General features: G+C 65.9%; 20 protein-coding genes. 13 read left to right on the plus strand and 7 right to left on the minus strand.

Annotated features, from left to right (window positions below):
* Positions 1-31: 31 nt before the first annotated feature.
* From hpaI to FAZ98_RS23590, 3 genes are read right to left on the minus strand one after another with little or no spacing between them, the layout of a single operon-like run.
* Positions 32-823 (minus strand): 4-hydroxy-2-oxoheptanedioate aldolase, encoded by a 792-nt coding sequence (gene hpaI, locus FAZ98_RS23580; protein ID WP_158954598.1) that lies wholly within the window; start codon positions 821-823, stop codon positions 32-34.
* The gene (locus tag FAZ98_RS23585; protein ID WP_158954600.1) at positions 798-2132 is read right to left on the minus strand and encodes an MFS transporter; all 1335 of its coding nucleotides are present in this window, start codon (positions 2130-2132) and stop codon (positions 798-800) included. Before FAZ98_RS23585 ends, hpaI begins: the two co-directional genes overlap by 26 nt.
* A gap of 58 nt (positions 2133-2190) precedes the next feature.
* The gene (locus tag FAZ98_RS23590; RefSeq protein ID WP_158954602.1) at positions 2191-3738 is read right to left on the minus strand and encodes a UxaA family hydrolase; all 1548 of its coding nucleotides are present in this window, start codon (positions 3736-3738) and stop codon (positions 2191-2193) included.
* Between the two features lie 212 nt (positions 3739-3950).
* On the opposite strand from FAZ98_RS23590, the gene FAZ98_RS23595 reads away from it, so the two are divergent.
* Positions 3951-4997, plus strand: a complete 1047-nt coding sequence (locus tag FAZ98_RS23595; RefSeq protein ID WP_158956437.1) for a LacI family DNA-binding transcriptional regulator — start codon at positions 3951-3953, stop codon at positions 4995-4997.
* Positions 4998-5081: 84 nt separating this feature from the next.
* Here the strand turns inward: FAZ98_RS23595 and FAZ98_RS23600 are convergent, their stop codons facing one another.
* The 3 genes from FAZ98_RS23600 to FAZ98_RS23610 form a co-directional block, all read right to left on the minus strand.
* Positions 5082-6266, minus strand: coding sequence for a porin (locus tag FAZ98_RS23600; RefSeq protein WP_158954604.1), 1185 nt, complete (start codon positions 6264-6266; stop codon positions 5082-5084).
* A 108-nt stretch (positions 6267-6374) separates the two neighbouring features.
* Complete coding sequence (locus tag FAZ98_RS23605) at positions 6375-7703, minus strand: MFS transporter (RefSeq protein ID WP_158954606.1); 1329 nt, start codon at positions 7701-7703, stop codon at positions 6375-6377.
* Positions 7704-8097: 394 nt separating this feature from the next.
* Positions 8098-8916 carry an AraC family transcriptional regulator gene (locus FAZ98_RS23610; protein WP_158954608.1) on the minus strand — a complete coding sequence of 273 codons (819 nt, stop codon included), beginning with the start codon at positions 8914-8916 and terminating at the stop codon, positions 8098-8100.
* Positions 8917-9180: 264 nt separating this feature from the next.
* Between FAZ98_RS23610 and FAZ98_RS23615 the strand changes: the two genes are divergently transcribed.
* From FAZ98_RS23615 to FAZ98_RS23640, 6 genes are all read left to right on the plus strand, one after another.
* On the plus strand, positions 9181-11439 hold the full coding sequence (locus FAZ98_RS23615; RefSeq protein ID WP_158954610.1) for a TonB-dependent siderophore receptor: 2259 nt from the start codon (positions 9181-9183) through the stop codon (positions 11437-11439).
* Between the two features lie 15 nt (positions 11440-11454).
* Positions 11455-12351: an ABC transporter substrate-binding protein gene (locus FAZ98_RS23620; protein WP_158954612.1), complete on the plus strand. Its 897-nt coding sequence runs from the start codon at positions 11455-11457 to the stop codon at positions 12349-12351.
* Positions 12348-14432, plus strand: a complete 2085-nt coding sequence (gene fhuB, locus FAZ98_RS23625) for a Fe(3+)-hydroxamate ABC transporter permease FhuB (RefSeq protein WP_233272898.1) — start codon at positions 12348-12350, stop codon at positions 14430-14432. The genes FAZ98_RS23620 and fhuB overlap by 4 nt, the downstream gene beginning before the upstream one ends.
* A gap of 412 nt (positions 14433-14844) precedes the next feature.
* Positions 14845-15855 carry a porin gene (locus tag FAZ98_RS23630; RefSeq protein WP_158954614.1) on the plus strand — a complete coding sequence of 337 codons (1011 nt, stop codon included), beginning with the start codon at positions 14845-14847 and terminating at the stop codon, positions 15853-15855.
* A 171-nt stretch (positions 15856-16026) separates the two neighbouring features.
* Positions 16027-17331: an MFS transporter gene (locus FAZ98_RS23635; protein ID WP_158954616.1), complete on the plus strand. Its 1305-nt coding sequence runs from the start codon at positions 16027-16029 to the stop codon at positions 17329-17331.
* 69 nt (positions 17332-17400) lie between these two features.
* The gene (locus FAZ98_RS23640) at positions 17401-18714 is read left to right on the plus strand and encodes an MFS transporter (protein ID WP_158954618.1); all 1314 of its coding nucleotides are present in this window, start codon (positions 17401-17403) and stop codon (positions 18712-18714) included.
* A gap of 73 nt (positions 18715-18787) precedes the next feature.
* On the opposite strand, the gene FAZ98_RS23645 is transcribed toward FAZ98_RS23640, so the two are convergent.
* Positions 18788-19765: a LysR substrate-binding domain-containing protein gene (locus FAZ98_RS23645; protein WP_158954620.1), complete on the minus strand. Its 978-nt coding sequence runs from the start codon at positions 19763-19765 to the stop codon at positions 18788-18790.
* Position 19766: 1 nt separating this feature from the next.
* Here FAZ98_RS23645 and FAZ98_RS23650 point away from each other — a divergent pair, with 1 nt between their 5' ends.
* From FAZ98_RS23650 to FAZ98_RS23675, 6 genes are read left to right on the plus strand one after another with little or no spacing between them, the layout of a single operon-like run.
* Positions 19767-20015: a hypothetical protein gene (locus FAZ98_RS23650; RefSeq protein ID WP_158954621.1), complete on the plus strand. Its 249-nt coding sequence runs from the start codon at positions 19767-19769 to the stop codon at positions 20013-20015.
* Positions 20012-20986: an ABC transporter substrate-binding protein gene (locus FAZ98_RS23655; RefSeq protein ID WP_158954623.1), complete on the plus strand. Its 975-nt coding sequence runs from the start codon at positions 20012-20014 to the stop codon at positions 20984-20986. Before FAZ98_RS23650 ends, FAZ98_RS23655 begins: the two co-directional genes overlap by 4 nt.
* 16 nt (positions 20987-21002) lie before the next feature.
* A complete protein-coding gene (locus FAZ98_RS23660; protein WP_158954625.1) occupies positions 21003-22028 on the plus strand; it encodes an amidohydrolase family protein in 1026 nt (341 codons plus the stop codon).
* Positions 22029-22080: 52 nt separating this feature from the next.
* Entirely contained in the window at positions 22081-22932 is an 852-nt protein-coding gene (locus tag FAZ98_RS23665; protein ID WP_158954627.1) for an amidohydrolase family protein, read from the plus strand.
* A gap of 29 nt (positions 22933-22961) precedes the next feature.
* Complete coding sequence (locus tag FAZ98_RS23670; protein ID WP_158954629.1) at positions 22962-23819, plus strand: HpcH/HpaI aldolase family protein; 858 nt, start codon at positions 22962-22964, stop codon at positions 23817-23819.
* A gap of 54 nt (positions 23820-23873) precedes the next feature.
* Complete coding sequence (locus tag FAZ98_RS23675; RefSeq protein WP_158954631.1) at positions 23874-24767, plus strand: substrate-binding domain-containing protein; 894 nt, start codon at positions 23874-23876, stop codon at positions 24765-24767.
* Position 24768 lies beyond the last annotated feature (1 nt).

Consider the following 24768-nt stretch of genomic DNA (forward strand, 5'->3'; position numbering starts at 1 on the left):
ATGGGCGCCCGATGCGATCGATGCGCGTGGCTCAGTCCGCCGTGCGCACGTCCGCGAAGTCGCGGGCCAGCTTGCGCGCCGCGTTCGCGAACATCAGGATGTCCACGCCCGTGGCCACGAACGTGCAGCCGAGTTCGAGGTAGTGACGCGCGAGCGCCGGATCGGACGTGAGCGTGCCCGCCGCCTTGCCCGAGGCGACGATGGTGCGGATCGCGCTGTCGATCGCCTGCTGGACTTCGGGGTGTGTCGCCTTGCCGCGATACCCCATCGAAGCGGCGAGATCGGCCGGGCCGATGAACACGCCGTCCACGCCGTCCACCGCGCAGATCGCCTCGAGATTGCTCAGCGCCGTGGTGGTCTCGGCTTGCACCAGCAAGCACACTTCGTCGTCCGAAACATCGAGGTAGTCGGTGCGCAGGCTCCAGCGCGACGCGCGGCCCACGGCGCTGCCCACGCCGCGAATGCCGTGCGGCGGATAACGCACGGCGGCGACCAGCGCGCGCGCTTCGTCGGCGGTATCGACCATCGGCACGAGCAGACTGCGCGCGCCAATGTCGAGCAGGCGCTTGAGCAGCGCGGGGTCGCCGTTGACCGGGCGCACCACGGGCTCGCCCGCGTATGGCGCCACCGCCTGCAACTGCGCGAGGATCGTGCGCAGGTCGTTGGGCGCGTGTTCGCTGTCGATCAGCAGCCAGTCGAAGCCCGCGGTCGCGCTCACTTCGGCGAGGTACGGGTCGGCCATCGAGAGCCAGAAGCCCACTTGCTTCCTGTGCGCGGCCAGCGCGGCCTTGAAGGGATTAAGCGCCGAGGTCTGCTTGTTCATGAATGCGTGTCTCCAGTGAAGGGTCGCCGAATTGAATGGGTTCCACCTTCCCGAGGAGGAACAGATAGTTGACGATCGCAATCGCGATCAGCGCCGCCGAGAACAGCAGCGCGGGCACGAACGAACCGGTCATGCCGACGATCGCGCCCGTGATGACCGGGCCAACGACGCCGCCGAGATTCGACACCGTGTTTTGCAGGCCCGCGACCATGGAAACCGCGTTGGGCGGCGCGACGTCGCCGGGCAGCGCCCACACCTGCGAGGCGGCCACGGTGGTGCCCGACTTGGCGATGCACAGCAGCAGCACGGCCACCCAGGCGGACTGCGCGAACGCCGCGAAACCGATGCTCGACGCCATCACCAGACCGACCACGAGAAACAGCTTGCGCGTGGCGGTGAGCGAGAGCTTGCCGCTCGCGAACACGCGGTCCGAGGCCCAGCCCGCGAAAATTTCCACGACGATGGACGCGAGCAGCGGCAGCGAGGCCATCCAGCCCATTTGCAGCACGCTCATGTGGCGCTCCTTCATCAGATACGTGGGCAGCCACGTGATGAAGAAGTACGAGTTGTAGTTGATCATGAAGAAGCCGATGCACATCGCCCAGACGTTGCGATGCGCGAGCAGCTTGCGCCATTGCGGGCGCACCGGGCGCGCTGCGCGTTGCGCGCCCTTGTCGCTCTCGATGTAGGCGAGTTCGGCGGCGCTCACGCGCGGATGCTGCACGGGCGAATCCGTGAAGCTCACGAGCCACACCGCGAACCACACCACGCCGAGCAGACCGGTGAGCACGAAGGTCATCTTCCAGTCGAACGCGGCCAGCAGCCAGGCGATCAGCGGCAAGGCGATCGCGCCGCCGAGTTTCGAGCCGCTGTCGAAAATGCCCGCCACGGTCGCGCGCTCCTTGCGCGGAAACCAGCGCGTGGCAATCCCGGCGTTGCTCGGGTACGCGCCCGCCTCGCCCACGCCCAGCGCCACGCGCAAGGTCACGAGCGAGCGAAAGCCGCTGGCGAGACCCGTCATGGCCGTGGCGACCGACCACCACAGCACCGCGAAGCCCAGCACCTTCTTCTGGCCGAAGCGGTCGGCGAGCAGGCCCGCGGGCAATTGCAGCAGCGCATACGACCAGAAGAACGCCGACATGACGATACCCATCTGGATCGCGTCGAGATGAAACTCCGCCTGGATTTTCGGCGCAGCCGCCGAGAGCACCGTACGATCGATGTAGTTGATCGCGATCGCGGCCCACATGAGGCCCGCGACCCACCAGCGCATGTTCGAGCGGCCCGGCCGCCGAGCAGATTGCAGCATCTGCTGTCTCCCTACCTGTTCTATTGATGTCGATGCAACGCGCGCACGCGGCACGCGTTCAGCTCACGATGCCCATGTGCCAGGGCACGAATTCGTTGTCGCCGAGTCCGAGCAGCTCGCTCTTGGTGCGCTCGCCCGACGCCGCGCGAACGATCAGATCGAAGATGTCCTGACCCATTTCCTCGATGCTGCGTTCGCCGTCGATCACGAGCCCGCAGTTGATGTCCATGTCCTCTTCGAGGCGCGTGAACATGGGCGTGTTGCTCGCGAGCTTGAGCGTGGGCGCGGGCTTCGAGCCGAACATCGAACCGCGTCCGGTCGTGAAGCAGATCAGGTTCGCGCCGCTTGCGATCTGGCCCGTCACGGCGACCGGATCGTAGCCCGGCGAGTCCATGAACACGAAGCCCGCGCGGTCGATCGGTTCCGCGTATTCGTACACGGCTTGCAGCGGCGTGGTGCCGCCCTTCATGGCCGAGCCGAGCGACTTTTCGAAGATGTTGGCGAGGCCGCCCTGCTGGTTGCCCGGCCCCACCACACCGTTGAACTGGCCGTTCTGGCCGCGCGTGTAGCGCTCCCACCAGGCGAGGCGGTCGAGCAGCTTCTGGCCGACTTCCGGCGAGACGGCGCGGCGCGTGAGCATGTATTCGACGCCGTGAATCTCGGGCGTTTCGGAAAGGATCGCGGTGCCGCCGTGGCGCACGAGCAGGTCCATCGCGGCGCCCAGCGCGGGATTCGCGGTGATGCCCGAAAAGCCGTCCGAGCCGCCGCATTCGAGGCCGATCTTCAGATGGCTGACCGGCACCGGCGTGCGCACGATGTCGTTCGCGACGGGCAGCATCGCTTGCACGGCCTCGATGCCCGCTTCGATGGTGGCGCGCGTGCCGCCCGTGTTCTGCATGACGAGCGCGTGCACGGCCTTGCCGGTTTTGAGCCCCTGCGAGTCGAGCAGGTCGCCCACCTGGTTGCGCTCGCAACCAAGCCCGACGATCAGCACGCCGCCGAGATTCGGATGGCGCGCATAACCGGCAATGGTGCGGCGGAGCACGTCGAAGTGCTCGCTCGGCGAGGACATGCCGCAGCCGCTCGTTTGCGCGAATGCGACCACACCGTCAACGTTGGGATAGTCACGCAGGCGCTCGGGCGTGAAATAATCGGCGATATGACGAATCACGGTGGCCGAGCAGTTCACCGAAGCCATGATGCCGATGAAGTTGCGCGTGGCCACGCGGCCGTCGGGACGCACGATGCCCCGGAAGGTCGCACGCTGTTCGGGCGCGACGTAATCCACGGGCTTCACGTCCAGGCCGAAGCCGGGATCGCGGTCGAAGTCGACAAGCGTGATGTTGTGCGTGTGAACGTGGTCGCCGGGTTCGATGTCGCGCGCGGCCACGCCGATCACGGTGTCGTACTTGCGGATGGGTTCGCCCGCCGCAATGCGGCGCGCCGCGACCTTGTGGCCCGCGGCTACCTGGGCGCGCAGGCGGACCGACTCGCCGTCGAGCGCGACCTGATGGCCGATCGTGAGCGGCTCGCGTGCGATCAGAACGTTGTCGTTCGGGTTGAGCCGGATGAGCGGCCCGTTGTAGTTCTTGCTGGACTGGAGCATTCGCCTGTCTCCGTGCGTCGAAGGGGCAAGGCCGCTCCGATCACACTCATAATCTTGACGCCGCGCCGGGGAACGCGCGGCCTTTTCGTTCTGGAACCAAGTTACCGGTTAATGTAACCGGTAACATTGATGCCATCGTAGTACAGTTTTGGGATAATTGCCAACACCTTTTTGCAGCAGGAAAACCCGCGCCCGTGACCAAAAACCCGACAGTGACCAAAAACCCGACAGATTCCGCCCCGCCCGCCGCAGGCCCCGCCGCGCGGCGCGCCCGCAAGAACACCGGCCGCGTCACGCTCAGCGATCTGGCCCAGCTGACCGGCGTCACCAAGGTCACGGTGTCGCGCGCGCTCAACAATCCGGAGCTGGTCTCGGTCGAGACGCTCGAACGCGTGCGCGAGGCGGTGCGGCAAACGGGCTACACGCCCGACCTGATCGCGGGATCGCTCGCCTCCAACCGCAGCCATCTCGTCGTGGCCCTGATTCCGGCCATGGCGGGCAGCGTGTTCCAGGAAACCGTGGCCGCGCTCACGGCGGAACTCGCCACAGCGGGCTATCAGCTGCTGCTCGGCCAGAGCGGCTACGACGAGTCGCGCGAAGAGGCGCTGCTCGACGCCATCATCGGGCGGCGCCCGGCCGGCATCGTGCTCACCGGCGTGATCCACTCGGAGGCCTCGCGCCAGAAGCTGCGCGCGGCCGGCATTCCCGTGGTGGAGACGTGGGACATCACGCGCTCGCCGCTCGACATGCTGATCGGCTTCTCGCACACGCGCGTGGGCGAAACGGCGGCCAACTATCTGCGCGAACGCGGCGCGCGCCATCCGGCCATCGTCACGCCCGGCGACCGCCGCGCGAAGCTGCGCGCCGACGCCTTCATCGAAACCTTCGGCGGCAACGTGCCCGTGGCCGCCACGCCCTCGCCCGCGCATCTCGGCGACGGCCGCCGCGCGCTCGCGAAGCTGCTCGACGAGCATCCGCAGATCGACGCCATTTTTTGCGGCGCCGACATCATGGCGCTCGGCGTGCTGATGGAAGCGCACGCGCGCCAACTCGACGTGCCGGGACGCCTCAAGGTGATCGGCTACGGCGACCAGAACTTCGCGGGCGACACCGAACCGGCCCTCACCACCATTCGTATCGACGGCACGCGCATCGGCAAGCTCGCCGCCGCCATGCTGATCGAGAAGATCGAGACGGGCGCGTGCAAGCGCGCGAAAATCGACGTGGGTTTTACGCTGATCGAACGCGGCTCGGCGTGACGGTTGAATCGCAGCGGCAAAAGCAAAAGGCCTCGCAATCACTGCGAGGCCTTTTTTTACGGCACTTTCTACGCGAAAGCGCGTTTAGAACTTCGTGCGGATGCCGGTGAACACGTCCACCTGGCGATTCGTCGACGAAGCACCGCCCGCGTAGGCGATCGACGCGATCCGGCTATAAGCCGACCCCACGCGCGTGGACGCATCGCCCGCCGCGAGCTGGTAGGTGCCCGAGACATACACGTCGGTGCGCTTCGAGAGCGCGTAGTCCACGCCCAGCGTGAACTGGTGCCACTTCGGCTTGAGCGAGGCGCCGCCCGTGCCCGGCAGGTTGTTCGCGCGGCCGTCCGTGAACGTGTAGATGCCGATCAGCGTCGTGGCCGGCGTGAGCGAGTAGCGCAGGTTGGCGTCGTAGTTGTTGAACTTGCGCGACGAGCCGTCCGTGTAATCGAGCTGCGTGTGGCTGAACGCGAAGCCCGCGATCGCCTTGCCGATCTTGTAGTTCGCACCCGCCACGGCGATCTGCTGGCGTGCCACGCCGCCGTCGAGGTTGTAGAAGAACGCGCCGCTGTAGTCGTCGCCGGTCGTGCTCGACGCGCCGCCGATCGCGCCGCCCGTGTTGGTCGTCGTGTTCGGGTGGTCGAGCAGCACGTAGCCGCCGCCGAACGAGAGCGGGCCGTTCACGTAATTCGCGGCGATACCCCACGCGCGGTTGTTGCCGAAGCCCGTGCCCGTGCCGCTCGCCTGGTTGCTGAACGCGTACATGCCGTCCACGGTGAAGCCCGCGACGGTGTCGCTGCGGAACTTCACGGCGTTGTTGATGCGGAAGGTCTGGTTCAGGTTGTCGTTGTCGCCCACGTGCGTGGACGGCGACCAGATGCCCGAGCCCGCGTATTGCGCCACGAGGTCCGCGAGCGGCTCGTACTGGCGGCCAAACGTGACCGTGCCCACACCGCTCTTCGCGATGCCCACGAACGCGCTACGGCCGAACAGACGGCCGCCTTGCGCCGCGGTACCGTCGTTGGGCTTGAAGCCGCCTTCGAGCGTGAACACCGCGCTCAGGCCGCCACCGAGGTCTTCGTTGCCCTTGAAGCCCCAGCGGCTGCCGCTCAGGCGGCCGCTCGTGGCCTGCACCGCCGAACCGCCCTTGATGTTGTTGACATAACCGATACCGGCATCGACCAGACCATACAGCGTGACGGAACTCTGGGCCTGCGCGACCACGGGTGCGACGGACAACAGTCCGGCCGCTGCGAAAAGTGCTTTTTTCATCCAGGTGACCTGTGAGGTTTTATGTAATTTGGACTACTACGTATTCCGACTTCAGGGGAAGAGCGGGAATTTTTCCTTCGATTCAACGAGCGCCCGGCGGCGCCGAATTTACGGGGCGTGGCTGTGTTCGCGTGCTTGCGGCTGCGTCGCGGTGCCGTCGAGTCCGATCGGCTCAACCTTGCCCAGCAGGAACAGATAATTGACGATGGCGATGGCGATCAGCGCCGAAGAGAACAGCAGCGCGGGCACGAACGAACCCGTTGCACCCACGATCGCGCCCGTGACGATCGGGCCGACCACGCCGCCGAGATTCGACACCGTGTTCTGAATGCCCGCGACCATCGAAACCGCATTGCGCGGCGCGACGTCGCCCGGGAGCGCCCACACCTGCGAAGCCGCCACGGTGGTGCCCGACTTGGCGATGCACAGCAGCAGCACGGCCACCCACGCCGACTCCGCGAACGCCGCGAAACCGATGCTCGACGCCATCAACAGACCGATCACCAGAAACAGCTTGCGCGTGGCGGTGAGCGAGAGTTTGCCGCTCGCGAACACGCGGTCCGAGGCCCAGCCCGCGAAAATTTCCACGACGATGGAAGCCAGCAGCGGCAGCGAGGCCATCCAGCCCATTTCCATCATCGTCATCCCGCGCGCCTTCACCAGATACGTGGGCAGCCACGTGATGAAGAAGTACGAGTTGTAGTTGATCATGAAGAAGCCGATGCACATCGCCCAGATGTTGCGATGCTTGAGCAGCTGGCGCAGCGACGGGCGCGCGCCGTCGTGCTGGCCGGTCAGCGCGTCGCTTTCGATATGCGCGAGTTCCTCGGCGTTGACCCACTTGTGCTGGCGCGGCGAGTCGCTGAACGTGAATTGCCACACCACGAACCAGATCAGCCCGAGCAGACCCGTGATGGCGAACGTGAGCTTCCAGTCGAACGCCGTGAGCATGGCGGCAATGAGCGGCAGCGCGATCGCGCCGCCCAGCTTGGAACCGCTGTCGAAAATACCCGCAACGGTCGCGCGCTCGCGGCGCGGAAACCACTTCGAGGCAATGCCCGCGTTGCTCGGGTAGGCACCCGCCTCGCCCACGCCCAGCGCCACGCGCAGCGCGACGAGCGACTTGAAGCCGTTGGCGAGACCCGTTACCGCGGTGGCCAGCGACCACCAGACCACGGCGAAGCCGAGCACCTTTTTCTGGCCGAAGCGATCGGCGAGGAAACCGGCGGGCAATTGCAGGAGCGCGTACGACCAGAAGAACGCCGACATGACGACGCCCATTTCCACCGCGCTCAGATGAAACTGCGACTGGATGCGCGGCGCCGCGGCCGAGAGCACCGTACGGTCGATGTAGTTGATCGCGATGGCCGCCCACATGAGGCCGGCAACCCACCAGCGCACCCTGGAGCGACTCCGCACGTTGGCGGCCTGAATCATCTGAGTCTCCTGTTGTATTAATAATGGTCGATTCCAGCCGCGCCGGGGAATGCGTGGCCTTGACTACGTTCTTCGTTTCTAATGTTACCGTTTACTGTAACCGGTAACATTTGGCGCCATCGTAGTATGGCCGTCAGATAAATGCCAGCTTCTTTTCCCTGGGGTAAGTGCCGATTCCCAAGCTTTCAGCGCGCAAGCGTAGCGCGCCCGCTTTGAAAGCAAATGGGTGTTGAAAAGCGTGAGAAGCAGGGGTTGCGCGGCCACGCGAGAAGGGCGTCGCACTTTGGGATGGCTGAGATGTTCGAGGCAAAACGGGCCGCGTAGATAGCGCGAACCGACGCTCCAACCCGGCGCTCGATCCGGCGCAATCCCGCACGGAAAACGCCGCGATTCGTCAGGTGTCCGATACGTGTGTTGCGTGCGCGCCGCGCGCGTAGTGCTGCGGCGTCACGCCGCTCGCGCGGCGGAACATCGTTGCGAATGTGCGCGCGTCGGCGTAACCGAGTTCGCGTGCGATGTCGGCGATCGCATGGCCGACCGCGAGCCGCGCCCTCGCCTCCGTCGTGCGCAACTGTTCGCGCCACTGACCGAAACTGAGCCCCGTTTCCACCCGAAAGTGCCGCGCCACCGTGCGCCCGCTCGCGCCCACTTGCGCCGCCCATGCCTCGAGCGTGTCGGGGTTCGCGGGCTGGGCGATCAGGCTCGTGCAGATGCGGCGCAGGCGCGCGTCGGCGGGCAGCGGCAGGCAGGCCGCATCGGCGGTGCGCGGCGCTTCGTCGACGAGATCGAGGATCAGCGGTTCGAGCAGCGCGCTGCGCCGGTTGCCCGTGGCCTGCGTGCCCGCCGCGCACAGATCGGCGATCGCGGCGCGCAGCAGGTCGCCTGGCGCGATCGGGCGGCAGTCGCGTTCGGTCACGGCGAGCGCGCCGGGCTCCAGATAGAGCGTGCGCATGGCGACATCGCCGAGCATGTGCAGTTCGTGCTCGACCTGCGAGCCGATCAGCAGCGCGTGCGCGGGCGTGACCATCCACAACCCGCGCGGCGTGAGCACACGCACGATGCCGCGCGTGGCGTAGACCAGTTGCGCGCGATGGTGCACGTGGGCGATCTCATGCGCGCCATGCGCGTAGTCGAGCGACTGCGCGATGACCTTACGGTCGGCGAACGTCTTGCCGAAAGTTTGCAGTTTGGCGGAAGGCGGGATCAGGGACATGTCGATATCAGTGCGTGAGTCCGATCAACTTGCGCCGATACGGACAAACTCGTCCCGTTTAACGCGCAAGTTGTCCGGACTGAAGGCAGGGTAACAAATTAAAGTCACGGATGGCCGCACGATGCCCTACCCATCCCACGCCGGATCGACTCGCCACACGATGCGATCGCCCTTCCCGCGAGCCGCATCGACACGCCCAAGTCCAAGTTTAATTGTTATAGCGAATCATTCGCATTATTATTTACGACCGAAAAGGAACGACACATGAAAACCGGGGTGCGCGGATCGACCGCCTTGAGCAACACGCTGCTGTTCTGCCTGCTGGGCAGCGCCCTGGCGGCGCACGCGCAGACCGCCGCGAGCGATGCGGGCAGCACGGGCGGCGCGATCGAGGAGAACAGCGCGGCGGCGCCAGCGGGCCCGGCAGGCACGCGGCAAGCCGCCAGCGCCGCGGCCACGCTGCCCACCGTCAAGGTGACCGGCCAGCGCGCCTCCGCCACGGGCACCGCCGACGGCTACGTGCCCGTGAGCGCCCTCACCGCCACCAAAACGGACACGCCGCTGATCGAGACGCCGCAGTCGGTGTCCGTCGTCACGCGCGACCAGATGACCGACCAGGCCGCGCAAACCGTGGCCGAGGCGCTACGCTACACGGCGAGCGTGCTGCCCGAGATACGCGGCGCCTCCGCGCAGGCCGCACCGTATCTGATGAGCCGCGGCTTCTATCTCGAGCAATTTCTCGACGGCGCGCGCATGCCGAGCGACGTGAGCTTCGGCTATGCGATTCCGAGCTTCGACCCGTACGGGCTCGAACGCATCGACGTCGTGCACGGTCCCGCTTCCGTGCTGTACGGCCAGGCGAATCCCGGCGGCGTGGCCAATCTCGTGAGCAAGCAGCCGACCACCGAGCCCGTGCACGAAGTGTTCATGACCACCGGCAGCCATAACCTCGTGCAGGGCGGTGTGGACTTGGGCGGCGCGCTCACCTCCGACGGCAAGCTCGCATACCGTTTCACCGCCACCGGCCTCGATTCGAGCACGCAGACCGCCGGCACGCGTCAAAAGCGCGTGTATATCGCGCCCGCCGTCACGTGGAAACCCGACGCCAACACCACGCTCACGGTCATGGCGAAGTATCAGCGCGATCCGGACGTGGGCTATTACAACTTCGCGCCCGCCGTGGGCACGGTGCTGTTCAATCCGGCCGGGCAGATTTCGTCGCATACGAATCTCGGCGCTCCCGACTTCGATCATCATTCGCGCACGCAATTCACGCTGGGCTACCAGTTCGAGCATCGTTTCGGCGCCACCTGGACCGTGCGCCAGAATCTGCGCTACACCTACGTGAAGGACGATTTCGCCAACGTGTTCCCCTACGCGTACGCGGCCGGCTCGAACACCACGCTCAACCGCTATACGTTCTGGAATCGCGAGAGCGCCAAATTCTTCACCGTCGACAACCAGGCGCAGGCGAAATTCAACACGGGCCCGCTCGCGCACACGATGCTGTTCGGCCTCGACTTCCAGCGCGTGATCTACGGCGAGGACGTGGGCGCGGGCTTCGACGCGCCCTCGCTCGACGCGTTCGCGCCCGTGTACGGCAACAACACGATGCCCGCCGAAACCTCGTTCGATCACATTCGCCAGAAGCAGCTCGGTGTGTATGCACAGGACCAGATCGCGTGGCGCAAGTGGCGCTTCCTGATCGGCGCGCGCGAAGACTGGGCCGACGCCGACGACACCAACACCGCGACCGCGACCTACGCGGCGCAGTCCGCGCGCGCGTTCACGTGGCGCACCGGTCTCGTTTATCTGTTCGACAGCGGTATCGCGCCTTACGCGAGCTTCTCGAAATCGTTCGACCCGCAGGTGGGCGAACTCTACGGCGGCGGCATCGCGAAACCCACCACGGCGCAGCAGTACGAGGTGGGCGTGAAGTATCAGCCGCCCGGTTACAACAGCTTCGTCACGGCCTCGCTGTTCGACCTCACCGAGCGCAACGTGCTCACCTCGGACCTCGATCATCCGGGCTACAGCACGCAGGCCGGTCAGGTGCGCGCGCGCGGCGTCGAACTCGAAGGCCACGCGAGCCTCACCAACGACCTCAATCTCGCGGTCTCGTACACGTATCTCAACGACGTCACCACGGAATCGAACGATAGCGCCACGACGATCTCGGGCCAGTCCACCTCGCTGCAAGGCAAAACCGCGTGGGGCATTCCGCGCAACATCGCCGCCGCGTGGCTCGACTACACGCTGCACGGCGGCCCGCTGCGCGGCCTCGGCTTCGGCGGCGGCATCCGCTATCTGGGCGCAAGCTACGACCAGAGCAACTCGATCCGCGTGCCTTCGGTCACGCTCTTCGACGCGGCCGTGCACTACGACACGGGCCTGCACTGGCTGTTCTCGCTCAACGCGAAGAACCTCTTCAACCGCACTTACGTGGCCTCGTGCTTCAGCGCGGTGACCTGCACTTACGGCGACGGCGTCGAAGTGCTGGCCACCGCGCGGTATCGATGGTGACGGCATGAGGCCTTGATGCGGCGACGCGACTTTCTGCTCGGCGCGGCGTGCGCGCCGGTCATGTCGATGTCGATGTCGATGTCGACGGCGCGCGCGGCGGCCACGCGCGCGCCGCGTCTCGTCGTACTCGACTGGGGCCTCGTCGAAACCTTGCTCGCGTTGGGCGTGACACCCGCGGGCGCCGCCGAAGTCGCCGACTACAACGCGAGCGTGGTACGCCCGCTCGCGCCGCCGCGCGTGACCGACGTGGGCCTGCGTCTCGCGCCGAGTCTGGAACGGATCCAGGATCTCGCGCCCGACTTCATCCTCATCAATTCGAGCCAGGAAACGCAGCGCGCGATGCTCGAACGCATCGCGCCCGTGCGGGCGTTCGCGGTGTACACCGAAGCGGGCGCGCCGTATCGGCATGCCGTGGACATCACGCGCGAGCTCGCGCGGCTCTGCGCGTGCGTCGCGCAAGGCGAAGCGCTCATCGGCAACACGGCGGCGGCGCTCGCCCGGCATCGCGCGCGACTCGCGACGCAGCCCGACGCTCGCGCGCAGGCGACCTACGTGATGCGCTTTTTCGATGCGCGCCACGTGGGCGTGTACGGCGCGCGCAGCCTGTTTCAGGACGTGATGGACGCGCTCGCGGTGCTCAACGCGTGGCACGGCGCCACCGACTACTGGGGTATCGGCGTGACCGGAATCGAAGCGCTCGCCGCGCCCGCCACACGCGTGCTCTACTTCGATCCGCTGCCGCCCGGCGTCGCGCGCGCGCTCGCGACCAACGCGCTGTGGCACGCGCTGCCCGCCGTCGCGGCGCATCGCGTGGCGGCGCTGCCGCCGTTCTGGGGCTTCGGCATGCTGCCTTCGGCGGCGCGTTTTGCCGATGCGCTGAGCCAGGCGCTCATCGGCACGGCGGCCGCATGAACACGCCGCGTCGTTTCATGTCGATGCGCGCGCCCGCGCTCCGCGTGCGTGCCACGCCTGCGTTCGCCGCTTGCGCGCTCGCGCTGCTGGTGGCCGCCGCACTCGCGCTGAGCGCAGCGAATCTCGACGCGATCCTGCCGCTCGCGCACTGGCGCGACCTGCTCGCGACTGGCGACGCGCACGCCGTGCCCACGCTGGCCGCGCTCATCGCCCGCGACACGTGGCTGCCGCGGCTCGTCGTGAGTGGACTGTGCGGCGCGCTGCTCGGTCTCGCGGGCACGATCTTCCAGCAGGTCTTGCGCAATCCGCTCGCCGAACCGATGACGCTCGGCGTTTCCGCTGGCGCGCAACTCGCGCTCACGCTCGCCACGCTGGGCGCGCCCGCGCTGCTCGGCGCGAGCACGGAGGCGCCGCAATGGATCGCACTGGGCGGCGCCACCTGCGCAGCGGCCCTGGTGTTCGGACTCGCGTGGCGCAGCGCGCTCGCACCGGCGGCCGTCGCGGTTTCGGGGCTCGTCGTGACGCTCTGGTGCGGCTCGATCGGCGTGGCCTTGCAACTGTTCTACGCGCCGTATCTGCGCGCGCTGTTCATCTGGGGCGGCGGTTCACTCGTGCAGCAGGACTGGAGCGTGGCGGCGCTGCTCGCACCGCGTCTCGTCGCGGGCGGCGCGCTCGCGTGGCTGCTGCTGCGCCCGCTGACGCTGTTCAACCTCGACGACGCCAACGCGCACGGCCTCGGCCTTTCGCTACGCACGGCGCGTCTCGCGGCGCTCGCGCTCGCCGTGATCCTGAGCGCCGCCGTGGCGGGCGCGGTGGGCGTGATCGGCTTCGTCGGGCTGGCCGCGCCTGCGCTCGCGCGCCTTGCGGGTGCCCGGCGGCTCGGCCAACGGCTCGTGGCGGCGCCGCTCTGCGGCGCGTTGCTGCTGTGGCTCGCCGACCAGACCGTGCAGCGCTACTCGGGCGCGATGGGCGATCTCGTGCCGACGGGCGCGGCCACCGCGCTATTCGGCGCGCCGCTCATGCTGATGCTGCTGGCGCGCGTGCGGCACGGCGGGCGCAGGCAAAGTCGTGGCGATACGGCGCAAGCGCGCACGCCTTTGCATCCTGGGCGCGCGAGCCAGCTTTATCGACGGATAGCAACGGTGGTCGTGCTGCTCGCGGTGGCATCGTTCCTTGCGCTCGATCTCGGGCGCGGCGCGCAAGGCGGGTACGGCTGGCACGGGTGGCATTTCGCAAACGCCGCGCAATTCGGGCAGGTGGCCATCTGGCGCGTGCCGCGCACGCTCGCGGCCTGCAGCGCGGGCGCGATGCTCGCGCTCGCCGGCACGTTGATGCAGCGCCTCACCGCCAATCCGCTCGCCAGCCCCGAAGTGCTCGGCGTGAGCGGCGGCGCGGCGCTGGGTCTCGTCGCGCTGATGTTGTGCGGCGCCGATCTCGGCCGGAGCGCGCGTTTCGCGGCAAGCGGCGCGGGCGCGCTCGCCGCGTTGCTCGCGATGCTGTGGTTCGCGCGCCGCTCGCGCTTCGCGCCCGAGCGCGTAATGCTCGCGGGCATCGCCATCGGCGCGCTGTTTCAGTGCGTGCTCGCCGTGGCCGTGGCGGGCGGCGGCGAACGCGCGGCCGCGTTGCTGCAATGGCTCGCGGGTTCGACCTATACGGTCACGCCCGCCGACGCCGCGCTCGCGCTCGCCGCCTGCCTCGTGCTGGGCGCGCTCACGCCGCTCGCGGCGCGCTGGCTGCGCGTCCTGCCGCTCGGCGAAGCGAGCGCGCGGGCGCTGGGCGTCTCGACGCAATGGGCGCGCGGCGCGCTGCTCGTGCTGATCGCGAGTCTCACAGCGGCGGCAACGCTGCTCGTCGGACCGCTCAGCTTTGTCGGGCTCACCGCGCCGCATTTCGCGCGGCTGCTGGGCGCGCGCACGCCCCTGCAACACCTCGCGCTGGCCGCGCCGCTCGGTGCGCTCGCGATGGTCGTGGCCGACTGGCTCGGCCGCGCGGCGTTGATGCCGCGCGAACTGCCCGCCGGTCTCGTGGCGACGCTGCTCGCCGCGCCCTACCTCATGGCGCTACTGGCGCGCTCGCGCTGAACCCATGCGCCGCCAGGCGGCTTGGGGAGGCTTGGGGAGGCTTGGGACTTTACCTTCCGGTTAAGGGGGACGGTGATTTTCTCAACTGCATGGACTCGGCGAAACGGCGATGCGAATATATCCGTAAGCCAACGCCGCGCGAAACAGGGAAACGAAATGAAACCGGATCAGCCGCACCGGTGTCATTCGCGTAAAACGCGCGCCTTCCAACCCTCCCAACCGTGCAGACGCACTGTAAACGCCACTCAATGGCGCGCTAACCCTCCTTTAAAGGCGCTTTAAAGACGCTTTAAAGGCACAAGCAATATCCGGTTTTACCCTATCCAGTCGAATGACACGATTCGACCGGAGGACCTCAATCGCCCTCGCATTCATAACGGGCGAAAAAATAATAGCAATTACTGGAGACACGATGAAAAGAGTAGTCGGAGCATTGGCTTTGGGCACGCTCGCGTGCGCCGCGCACGCCCAATCCTCGGTCACGCTGTACGGCATCATCGACGGCGGCGTGCGTTACACCAACAACGGCCACGGCGCGGTCGCCACCACCAGCACCAACGGCTGGCTCTCGTCGAGCCGCTTCGGCTTTATCGGCCACGAAAATCTGGGCGGCGGCTGGAAGGCGAATTTCGTGCTCGAAGCGGGTTTCAACGAAAGCACGGGTGCCTTCGACAATACCACCGGCATTCTTTTCAATCGCCAGTCCTATGTGGGTTTGAGCGGCCCATACGGGCAATTCACGATGGGCCGCCAATACAATATTCCGCACGACCTGATGTTCGTGCTGGACACCTTCAATCTGCAATATCCGTCGATCGTGCCGATCTCGCCGGCGCTCGTCGGGATTCACTACAACAACGACGTCAAATACAAGGGCGATTTCGGCCCCGTGCGCGTGAGCGCCGAAAATTCGTTCGGCGGCGTGGCCGGCAATTTCAACGACGCCTCGGCGCGCAGCGTCGGCCTGCAATACAAAACGGCGTGGGTGATCCTCGGCGGCTTTTATACGCATCGCAGCGTGGCCTCCGGCACGGTGTATCTCCCCGACGACTTCTGGGCCGTGGGCGCGAAATTCACCGCGGGCGGCCTGAAGCTCTCGGCCGGTTTGATGAACGAGAACGAAGGCGGCAACGCCAAAACCGCGCCCGTTCGCACCGAGAACTGGTTCGGCGGCGTGACCTACGACATCAATGCGGCGGTGCGCGTGGGCGGCGCGTTCTACGAGACGAACCTGCCCAATACCAGCGGCCGGCGCGACCTCGGCATTCTCAGCGTGACGTATTCGCTCTCCAAACGCACGATGCTGTTCGCCGAAACCGATTACACGCGGTATCACGGCTCCTATATCACCAACGCGACGCTCAACGCGCAGCACGCCGATCACCAGATCGCCGCAACCGTGGGCATCGACCACACGTTCTGACGCCGCGAAACGAGACGGGTAGCGTTAACTTCCCGGTTAACGCGCCGCCGTTTTATTTCAACTCGATGGACAACCTTTGCCGCAGCGCACGATGATGAATTCGGGCGGCACGCCGTCGGCGACTGGGCAGGGATTACCCGCAGACACGCGCCCACGAGACTGAGGAGACACATGAAAAGCTGGTACTCGGAGCTGACGCCGGTCGAACGACGCACCTATTGGGCGTGCTTCGGCGGCTACACGCTCGATTCGCTCGACTCCACCATGTACGCGCTGCTCGCGCCCGTATTGATCGCCGTGGTGGGCCTCACGCGGCCTGAGATCGGCGTGCTGGCCACGGCAGGGCTGATCGGCAACGCCATCGGCGGCTGGGCGGCGGGCATCGTCGCGGACCGCTACGGCCGCGTTTCCGTGCTCAAGTTCACGATCCTGTGGGTCGCGGCGTTCAGCGCGCTCGCGGCGCTCGCTTCGTCGTTTCACGCGTTCCTGTTTGTGCGCGTGCTGCAAGGCCTCGGCTACGGCGGCGAGGCGGCCGTGGGCGGCGTGCTCATCAGCGAGGTCGTGCGGCCGGCGCTGCGCGGTCGCGTGGCGTCTTCGGTGCAGGCGGGCTTCGCGGTGGGCTATGCGCTGTCCACGGGTCTCATGCCCGTGATCTTCGGCCTGCTGCCCGAAGCCACGGCGTGGCGCGTGATGTTCGGCATCGGCATCGTGCCCGCTTTTCTCGTGTTGCTGATTCGTAAGCAAGTGCCCGAGAGCCAGCTTTTCCAGGCGCAGGCGGGCCGCGCGGTCGCGCCGTTCTGGGCGATTTTCCGCCGCGTCCATTTGCGCAATACCTTATTGGGCTTGCTGCTCGCGAGTGGCATTCTGGGCGGGGGCTTCAGCATGAGCGCGTGGCTGCCCACCTACCTGCGCACCGACCTGCATCTCGCCGTGGCATCCACGGCCGGTTATCTGGCGATGAGCATCGCGGGCTCGCTGACCGGCCCGTTCGTGAGCGGATGGTTGAGCGACCGCGTGGGACGCCGCGCCAATTTCGTGCTGTTCGTGCTGTGCGAAGCGGTCGTGGTCGCCACGCTGCTGTTCGTGCCGATCGGTGCGCACGCAACCATCGTGCTGATCTTCCTGCACGGCGCGTTGCAAAGCGGCCTCGCGGCGGGCCTGCTGCCGGTGTTCGCCGAACTGTTCGATACGGAGATCCGCGCGAACGGCTCGGGCTTCTGCGCGACGGGCGGCCGTGGCGTGGCCGCCATCATGCCCGCTTCGGTGGGCGTGCTGTCGGCCACCATGCCGCTCGGCCGCGCGATGGGACTGGCGGCGCTCTGCGCGTTCGCCGTGGCGCTCGTCGCGGCGCTGCTGCTGCCCGAACGTTCCGGCACCGATCTGGCGCGCGTGGAGAACGAAGCCGATGTCGAAGCCGCCCCGGAGACCGCGTCGCGTGAAGACACGCGGCTTTGCGAACATGCGAGCCGCGCATAGCGTGCCGTAATATGCCTTGGCGCGCCGCTGGCTGACAAAGCGGCGCGAGCTAACTACAGAGAAAAAAGTATGGAGACGACCTTCAACAAGCGACGCATCACCGAGCGCCCCTGGGCCATCGTGATCCTGTTGGCGCTGGGCCTGATGATCTCGTTCGTCGATCGCACGAGCATGTCCTCGGCGCTCGCGCACAAAGGGTTTATCGAGGAATTCGGCCTCAACAACATTCAGCGCGGCTGGCTCAATTCGGCCGTGTTCTGGTCCTACGGCCTCGTGCAGATCGCGATGGGCTGGCTCGTCGACCGCTTCGGCGTGAAATGGCCATACGCCATCTGCTTCCTGCTCTGGTGCATCGCGGCGGCGGCGTGCGGCGTGGTGCCGACGCTGTCGGGACTCATCATCATGCGGCTCGTGATCGGCGTGGCGGAAGCGGTGGTCGTGCCCGCCACGTATCGCTATCTCGCCAATCGCTTCGACGAAACGCGCAAAGGCACGGCGCTCGGCATCTACTCGATCGGCGGCAAGCTCGGGCCCGCGCTCGGCGCACCCATTGCCGCGTGGATCATCGTGTCGTATTCGTGGAAGATCATGTTCATCGCCACGGGACTCGTGGGCCTCGTCTGGCTGCTGCCCTGGCTGCTGATGGTGCCGAACGACTATCCCTCGAAGGCGGAGCTTCAATCGGCCATGCGCCGCGCCTCCACCGTGCCGCTCAAGAATCTGCTCGCGAGCCCGGTCGTGTGGGGCGGCCTCATCACCAACTTCTGCTACGCGTATTTCAACTTCTACTGCATGACGTGGATGCCCGCGTATCTCGTCGAGCAGCGCCATCTCTCGCTGGAAAAGTCGGGCATCTACACGCTGGTGAGTTATATCGGCATTGCGATCGTGGCGGCGCTCGCGGGCTGGGGCGCCGACCGCATCATCGCGCGCGGTCACGACGCGGTGCTGGTGCGCAAATCGTTCATCGTTGCGGGCTTTATCGGCGCGACCACGGTCATGCTCGGCGTGTACGCGAAATCGGCGCAAATGGCGCTGTTCTGGAACGTGGTCTCGCTCTCGCTGCTCGGCCTCGTCACCGCGAATAATCTCGCGCTCGTCAAACTCACGCTCATTCCCAAACCGGCGGTGGGTCTGAACACCGGTTTGCAGCAGGTGGCAACGAGCCTGGCGGGTGGCGTATCGGCGAGTCTTTCGGGCTGGCTGCTGCACGTGGGACACAACTACACGCTGCCGATGCAGGCCATTTACGTGTTTCTGATGATTGGCGCGCTGAGTACGATCGTACTGCTGCGTCGCGAGTGGGCACCGAAGGTGAATGAAGGCGCGGAGGAAACCGAAGCCGGCGCGGCGCCTTCCGCGTTGAATCACTCGGCTATTTGAGTGAGTTCCAGCGAATCGGGGTGAGCAGTCGAGCGACCGGCCGGTTTGACATCCGGCCAGTCGTGTTCACGAATCAGGTTTGAACGGCGTCCGATTCCTCGCCCGCGACGTCGCTCGACACCATGGAAGGGCACACTTCCTCGATACAGCGCAGCAGCAGCGACGCGCTCGGCACGAGCGGTTTGTCGGCGCGCCAGATCGCACCGAGCGGCCGGCGAATGAAACTCAGGTCCAGCGGCAGCACGTGAATGGGATTGATCGAGGCATACGGGTAGACGATATCGACCGTGTGAATCGCAATGGCGTCGTTGGACTGGATATACGCGCGAATCAGGTGCGTGGAAAGCGTTTCGATGTAGTTGAGCGGCATGGGCAGGCCATGGCGCGCGAAGGTGCTCTCGATGGGCTCGCGCATCAGCGAACCCGGCGGCGGCAGTACCCACGGAAAGTCGCGCAGGTCGTCCCATTGCACGTCTTTCTTGTGCACGAGCGGATGATTCGGCCCGGTCACCAGTTTCACGCGCGAAGCGAGCAGCACCTTTTCCTGCAGCCCGACCGTGACCGAACGGCTCGGCAAGCGCCCCACCACGATATCCAGATCGCCGCGCCGCAACTCCTGCAACAGCGTGGTCATGCGGCCTTCGCTGATCGACACGTTGGTGTGCGGCGAATCCTGCTTAAGAAGCGCGAGCGCCTTGGGCATGATCGTGGCGATCAAACTAGGCAGCGCGCCCACATTGACCTTGCCCGCACTGCCCGTTTGCAGCGCCTTGATTTCCTCGGCCACACGATTGAGATTGCTGAGCACGGTGCGCGCGTGGCGCACCACGCATTCGCCGTAGGCCGTGGGACGCAGGCCGTTGACCGTGCGTTCGAACAGCTTCACGCCTAGCGCGCTTTCGATTTCACTGAGCGCCTTCGATACCGCCGGGACCGTGATGAATGAATTCGCGGCGACCTGGCGCAAATTGCGAAAGTCATTCACGGCGACGATCAGGCGCAGGTGGCGCGCCTTGAGATTGGCCGTCAAATACCAGTCCAGCTGACTCATCGTGTCTCCCGATCATGCGCACGTTCATGCGTTGCGCGTGCTGTCATTTTACTCGTGCAACGGCCGCGAGTGTGCCGAAGTCATTAACCTTCAGGTTAACTCACTCGGATTTAATTTCAATTTCGTAGACAGCATCGGGGCACGGTTCGATGATGACGACATCACGCTTCACGTGACGCCGCCACGCGGCGAACCTTATCAAGCGGTGCGCGATTACGACGCCGCATCGAGACCAGGAGAACCGATTTGAAGAGCAGAGTCGCGCTCAAGATTGCGATTGCCGACCATCCGCACGTGTCGGCGGTTCGCAACGGCACCATTCCCATCGAAGGCGTGGATGCGGAATTCGTCAACGTGCAGCCTCAGATCGGCGCGTTCCGCCGTATGGTGCGCGACGTCGAATTCGACGTGTGCGAATTGGCGCCCACGACCTATGTGATCGCTCGCGCTTACGGCGCGCCGTTCGTCGGGCTGCCCATTTTCGTGACGCGCCGCTTCCACCACGGCGGCCTGCTCGTGCGCCCCGACGCCGGCATCAAGACGCCCAAAGATCTCGAAGGCAAGAAAGTGGGCGTGCGCGCCTACTCCGTCACCACCGGCGTGTGGACGCGCCAGGTGCTCATCGACGAATTCGGCCTCGATTCCTCGAAGGTCACCTGGGTCGTGGACGACGAAGAACACGTCACGCAGCTCAAACTGCCGCCCAACGTGATTCACGCGCCCGCCGGCACCTCGCTCGCCGACATGATGGCCAGCGGCGAACTCGCCGCGGGCTTCGCGGCCGCCGCCGGCATCGGCCGCACCGGCGCGCCCACCGGCGGCTGGAAGGAAGTGGAAGCCGACTACCCCGACCTGCTGCCCAACGCCACCGAACTCGAAACCGGTTACTACGCACGCACCGGCATCTACCCCATGCACGGCACCATCGTCGTAAAGGATTCCGTGCTCGCCGAGCATCCGTGGGTCGCCAAATCGCTCTACGACGCGTTCTACCAGGCGAAGAAAGAATGGCTCGCCCGCCTCGATGCCGGCGAAGCGAACACCGCCGGCGACAAGAAATACCAGGCATTGCGAAAGATCGTCGGCAACGACCCGCTGCCCTACGGCATCGAGGAGAACCGCAAGACGATCGAGGCGCTCGAAGCCACCGCATTCAAACAGGGCCTCACGCCGCGCCGCATGTCGATGGACGAGCTGTTCGTCGATCCGCTCGCGCAGTGACCCGCACGGAGACACCATGATCATCGATTGCCACGGTCACTTCACGACCGTTCCCGCCTCGTTCCGCAACTGGCGCGCCAAACAGGTCGAATTCGCCAACGATCCGGCCAACGCGCCCTCGCGCAACGGCGCCTTCGTGAGCGACGACGAGATCCGCGAAGCCATCGGCAACGGCCAGCTCAAGCTGCAACGCGAGCGCGGCAGCGACCTCACGCTGTTCTCGCCCATCGCGGGCCTCATGAGCCATCACCTCGGCAACGAGCGCACGAGCCTCGAATGGGCCGAGATCTCGAACGATCTCGTCTATCGCGTGACCGAGATGTTCCCCGAGAACTTCGCGCCCGTGTGCCAGCTGCCGCAGTCGCCGGGCGTGAATCCCGCCAACAGCATTGCCGAACTGCGCCGCTGCGTGGAGCAGATGGGCTTCGTGGGCTGCAACCTGAATCCGGACCCGACCGGCGGCTACTGGACCGGCAAGCCGATGACGGACCGCGAGTGGTATCCGCTCTACGAGGCGCTCGTCGATCTCGACGTGCCGGCCATGATTCACGTGGCCGCCTCGTGCAACCCGTGTTTCCACGGCACGGGCGCGCATTACCTGAACGCGGATACCTCCGTGTTCATGCAGATCCTTCAATCCGACCTGTTCAAGGATTTCCCGAAGCTGCGCCTCGTGATTCCGCATGGCGGCGGGGCGGTGCCGTATCACTGGGGCCGCTATCGCGGCATGTCGCTGGAGATGCGCGACCGTCCGCTCGAGGGGCTGCTCGACAACATCTTCTTCGACTCGTGCGTGTATCACAAGCCGGGTGTGGAGCTGCTCACCAAGGTGATTCCGGCCGACAACGTGCTGTTCGGTTCGGAGATGATCGGTGCGGTGCGCGGTCGCGATCCGGATACCGGTGAGTATTTCGACGATACGAAGCGCTATATCGACGCGTGCTCCGCACTGAGCGACGAAGACCGCTACAAGATTTTCGAGGGCAATGCGCGCCGCGTGTATCCGCGACTCGACGCACGGCTGAAAGCGCAGGGCAAGTAAGTTTTTAAAGTCCCCGGCATCACACAGGATCACAAAAGGACAGAGGCAGACAATGGCTTCACCCATCGTTGATATTCACCCGCACATCATCTCCGACGACGAAACGCGCTACCCGCCCGCGCCGCTGTTCGGCAAGCGCTCAGACTGGTCGAAGGAACGTCCGACCACGGTCGAAACGCTGATCGCGTCGATGGACGCGGCGGGCGTCGGCAAGGCGGCCGTGGTGCATTCGTCCACGACCTACGGTTTCGACAACAGTTACGTGGTGGACAGCTGCGCGCGTTACGCGGACCGTCTCGTGGCCGTGGGTTCCGTCGACGTGATGCAGGAAGACGCGCCGCAGCGCATTCGCGAGTGGGTCGGGCGCGGCCTTGCGGGCCTGCGTCTGTTCACGGGCGGCAGCACGAAGGAGTTCGATCCGAGCGAACTCGACGACCCGCGTTCGTTCCCGGCGTGGGAGCTGTGCGCCGAACTCGGCCTGCCGATGTGCATCCAGACCGGGCCGGTGGGCCTGCCGCAGGTGACGGCGCTCGCGAAGCGCTTTCCCGCGGTGCCGATCGTGCTCGATCACCTGGGCCGCCCCGACGTGCTCGACGGCGCGCCGTACGCGAACGCGCAGAGTCTGTTCGATCTCGCGCCGTACGAAAACATTTTCCTCAAACTCACGCCGCGCATTTTCGGCGATGTGAAGAAAGAGAAAGCCAGCGCGGAAACGTTTTTCCCGCGCGTGGTGGAAGCGTTCGGTGCGAAGCGGATGGCGTGGGGTTCGAATTTCCCCACGTCGCAAGGCACCTTGCAGGAGATTCTGGGCACGGCACAAGCCGGCCTCGCGTGCCTGAGCGAGGAAGATCGCGCATGGGTCTTCGGCAAAACCGCACAAAGCCTGTATGGCGCGCTGGCCTGAGCCGCGCAGGAAACTGGAGGAGACAATCGATGAGCAACACTCGCCTCAACAGCATCATTCGCGCGTTCGAATCGGGCAAGCCCGCGTTCGCCGCGTTCTCGAAACTCGACAAGCAGACCGCCATCGAAATGAGCGATGCCCCCTACGACGGCATCGTGTTCGAGATGGAGCACAACCCCTACGACGTGGCCGCCCTCGGCGACGCCATGCAGTACATGCTCAACCGCAAGGAGATCGCGGAATCCGGCTCGGTCTCGCCGCGCGTCACGCCCATCGCCCGCATTCCCGCCAATGGCGTGGAAATGAACCAGGCCTTCGCCAAGCAGGTGCTCGACCGCGGCGCGTACGGCGTGGTGTGGCCCCACGTGGCCACCGTCGAGCAGGCCTATAACGCCGTGGCCTCGTGCCGCTACGCGCGCCCCAAAAGCGCCCCGCTCTACGAGCCGAAGGGCGTGCGCGGCGACGGTCCCGCCACCGCCGCGCGCTACTGGGGCCTCAGCATGGCCGACTACTACCGGAAGGCCGACGTCTGGCCGCTCGCACCCGAAGGCGAAATTCTCGTTGGTCTGATGTGCGAAAGCACCCAGGCGATCCAGAACCTCGACGACATTCTCTCGAACGTGCCCGGCATCGGCTTCATCCTTATTGGCGAAGGCGATCTCTCGCAGGAGCTCGGTTTCCCGCGCCAGTACGAGCATCCCGAGGTGGTCGACGCGATGCGCCAGATCGTGGAAACCTGCCACAAGCACAACGTCGTGGTCGGCAACCCGCACGTGACGGCGAAGAATCACAAGCGGCTGATCGAGGAAGGCTACCGCTTCCTGATGTCCGCGCCGATGCGCAGCTACGGCGTGGTCGGCATGGCGCGCGAAATGGCCGGTTACTGAGGCACCTGACGTCACGACATCGACAGCCAATTACCCATAGTAAGGAACCCCAACATGTCCACGACGGCCGGCGCAGCGCCCACGCTGCGCACCAACCTCGCCGACTACGCCGTGACGAAGGCGATGAAGGACGGGCGTGTCACGTCCGACCACGTCACGCTCGACTATTGCGGCCCCACGCCCGCGCACAACGGCTTCAAGGCGATGGTGCGCGAGAACCAGTTCGACGCGGGCGAACTCGCCATCGTCACGTTCCTGCAGGCCAGGGCGTACGGCAAGCCCTATGTGCTGCTGCCCGCGCCCATTTCGGGCCGTTTCCAGCATCATTGCGCGGGCTACAACCTCGACTTCGGCCATCTCGATCCGAAGGATATCGAAGGCAAACAGGTGGGCGTGCGCACCTATACGCAGACCACGGCGCTGTGGATTCGCGGCATCCTGCGCCACGAATACGGCGTGGATCTCGACAAGGTCACGTGGATGACGCTCGGCGATGGCCATCTCGCCGAGTTCACCGACCCCGCGAACTGCCAGCGCCTGCCGAAGGGTTCGTCGATTCCGCAGATGATGCTCGACGGCGAACTCGCCGCCGCGCTGCTGGGCGAAGACATGCCGAAGGACGCGCGCGTGCGCACGCTCGTGCCCGACGCGCAGAACGCCGCGAAAGACTGGTTCGCGCGCGAGAACGTGGTGCCGATCAATCACATGTTCGTGGTGCACGAGAACGTGTCGAAGCAGCACCCGGAGGCGGTGCGCGAGATCTACCGCATGATCCGCGAAAGCCGCGAGCAGGCCGAAGGCGTGCCGGCGGTGTTTCCGCCGCTCGGGCTCGAGGCGAACCGCAAGGGCATCCAGCTCGCCATCGACTGGGCGCTCGACCAGAAGATCATTCCGCATCGCCTGAGCGTGGACGAACTGTTCGACGACGTGACCGGCGCGCTGGGCTAAG

The organism is Paraburkholderia acidisoli, assembly GCF_009789675.1.
GTDB classification, from domain to species: domain Bacteria; phylum Pseudomonadota; class Gammaproteobacteria; order Burkholderiales; family Burkholderiaceae; genus Paraburkholderia; species Paraburkholderia acidisoli.

Coding starts and splice junctions, on each gene's coding strand:
- hpaI (WP_158954598.1), bottom strand. CDS start 823: ATGAACAAGCAGACCTCGGCGCTTAATCCCTTCAAGGCCGCGCTGGCC.
- FAZ98_RS23585 (WP_158954600.1), bottom strand. CDS start 2,132: ATGCTGCAATCTGCTCGGCGGCCGGGCCGCTCGAACATGCGCTGGTGG.
- FAZ98_RS23590 (WP_158954602.1), bottom strand. CDS start 3,738: ATGCTCCAGTCCAGCAAGAACTACAACGGGCCGCTCATCCGGCTCAAC.
- FAZ98_RS23600 (WP_158954604.1), bottom strand. CDS start 6,266: ATGAAAAAAGCACTTTTCGCAGCGGCCGGACTGTTGTCCGTCGCACCC.
- FAZ98_RS23605 (WP_158954606.1), bottom strand. CDS start 7,703: ATGATTCAGGCCGCCAACGTGCGGAGTCGCTCCAGGGTGCGCTGGTGG.
- FAZ98_RS23610 (WP_158954608.1), bottom strand. CDS start 8,916: ATGTCCCTGATCCCGCCTTCCGCCAAACTGCAAACTTTCGGCAAGACG.
- FAZ98_RS23615 (WP_158954610.1), top strand. CDS start 9,181: ATGAAAACCGGGGTGCGCGGATCGACCGCCTTGAGCAACACGCTGCTG.
- FAZ98_RS23620 (WP_158954612.1), top strand. CDS start 11,455: ATGCGGCGACGCGACTTTCTGCTCGGCGCGGCGTGCGCGCCGGTCATG.
- fhuB (WP_233272898.1), top strand. CDS start 12,348: ATGAACACGCCGCGTCGTTTCATGTCGATGCGCGCGCCCGCGCTCCGC.
- FAZ98_RS23630 (WP_158954614.1), top strand. CDS start 14,845: ATGAAAAGAGTAGTCGGAGCATTGGCTTTGGGCACGCTCGCGTGCGCC.
- FAZ98_RS23635 (WP_158954616.1), top strand. CDS start 16,027: ATGAAAAGCTGGTACTCGGAGCTGACGCCGGTCGAACGACGCACCTAT.
- FAZ98_RS23640 (WP_158954618.1), top strand. CDS start 17,401: ATGGAGACGACCTTCAACAAGCGACGCATCACCGAGCGCCCCTGGGCC.
- FAZ98_RS23645 (WP_158954620.1), bottom strand. CDS start 19,765: ATGAGTCAGCTGGACTGGTATTTGACGGCCAATCTCAAGGCGCGCCAC.
- FAZ98_RS23660 (WP_158954625.1), top strand. CDS start 21,003: ATGATCATCGATTGCCACGGTCACTTCACGACCGTTCCCGCCTCGTTC.
- FAZ98_RS23665 (WP_158954627.1), top strand. CDS start 22,081: ATGGCTTCACCCATCGTTGATATTCACCCGCACATCATCTCCGACGAC.
- FAZ98_RS23670 (WP_158954629.1), top strand. CDS start 22,962: ATGAGCAACACTCGCCTCAACAGCATCATTCGCGCGTTCGAATCGGGC.
- FAZ98_RS23675 (WP_158954631.1), top strand. CDS start 23,874: ATGTCCACGACGGCCGGCGCAGCGCCCACGCTGCGCACCAACCTCGCC.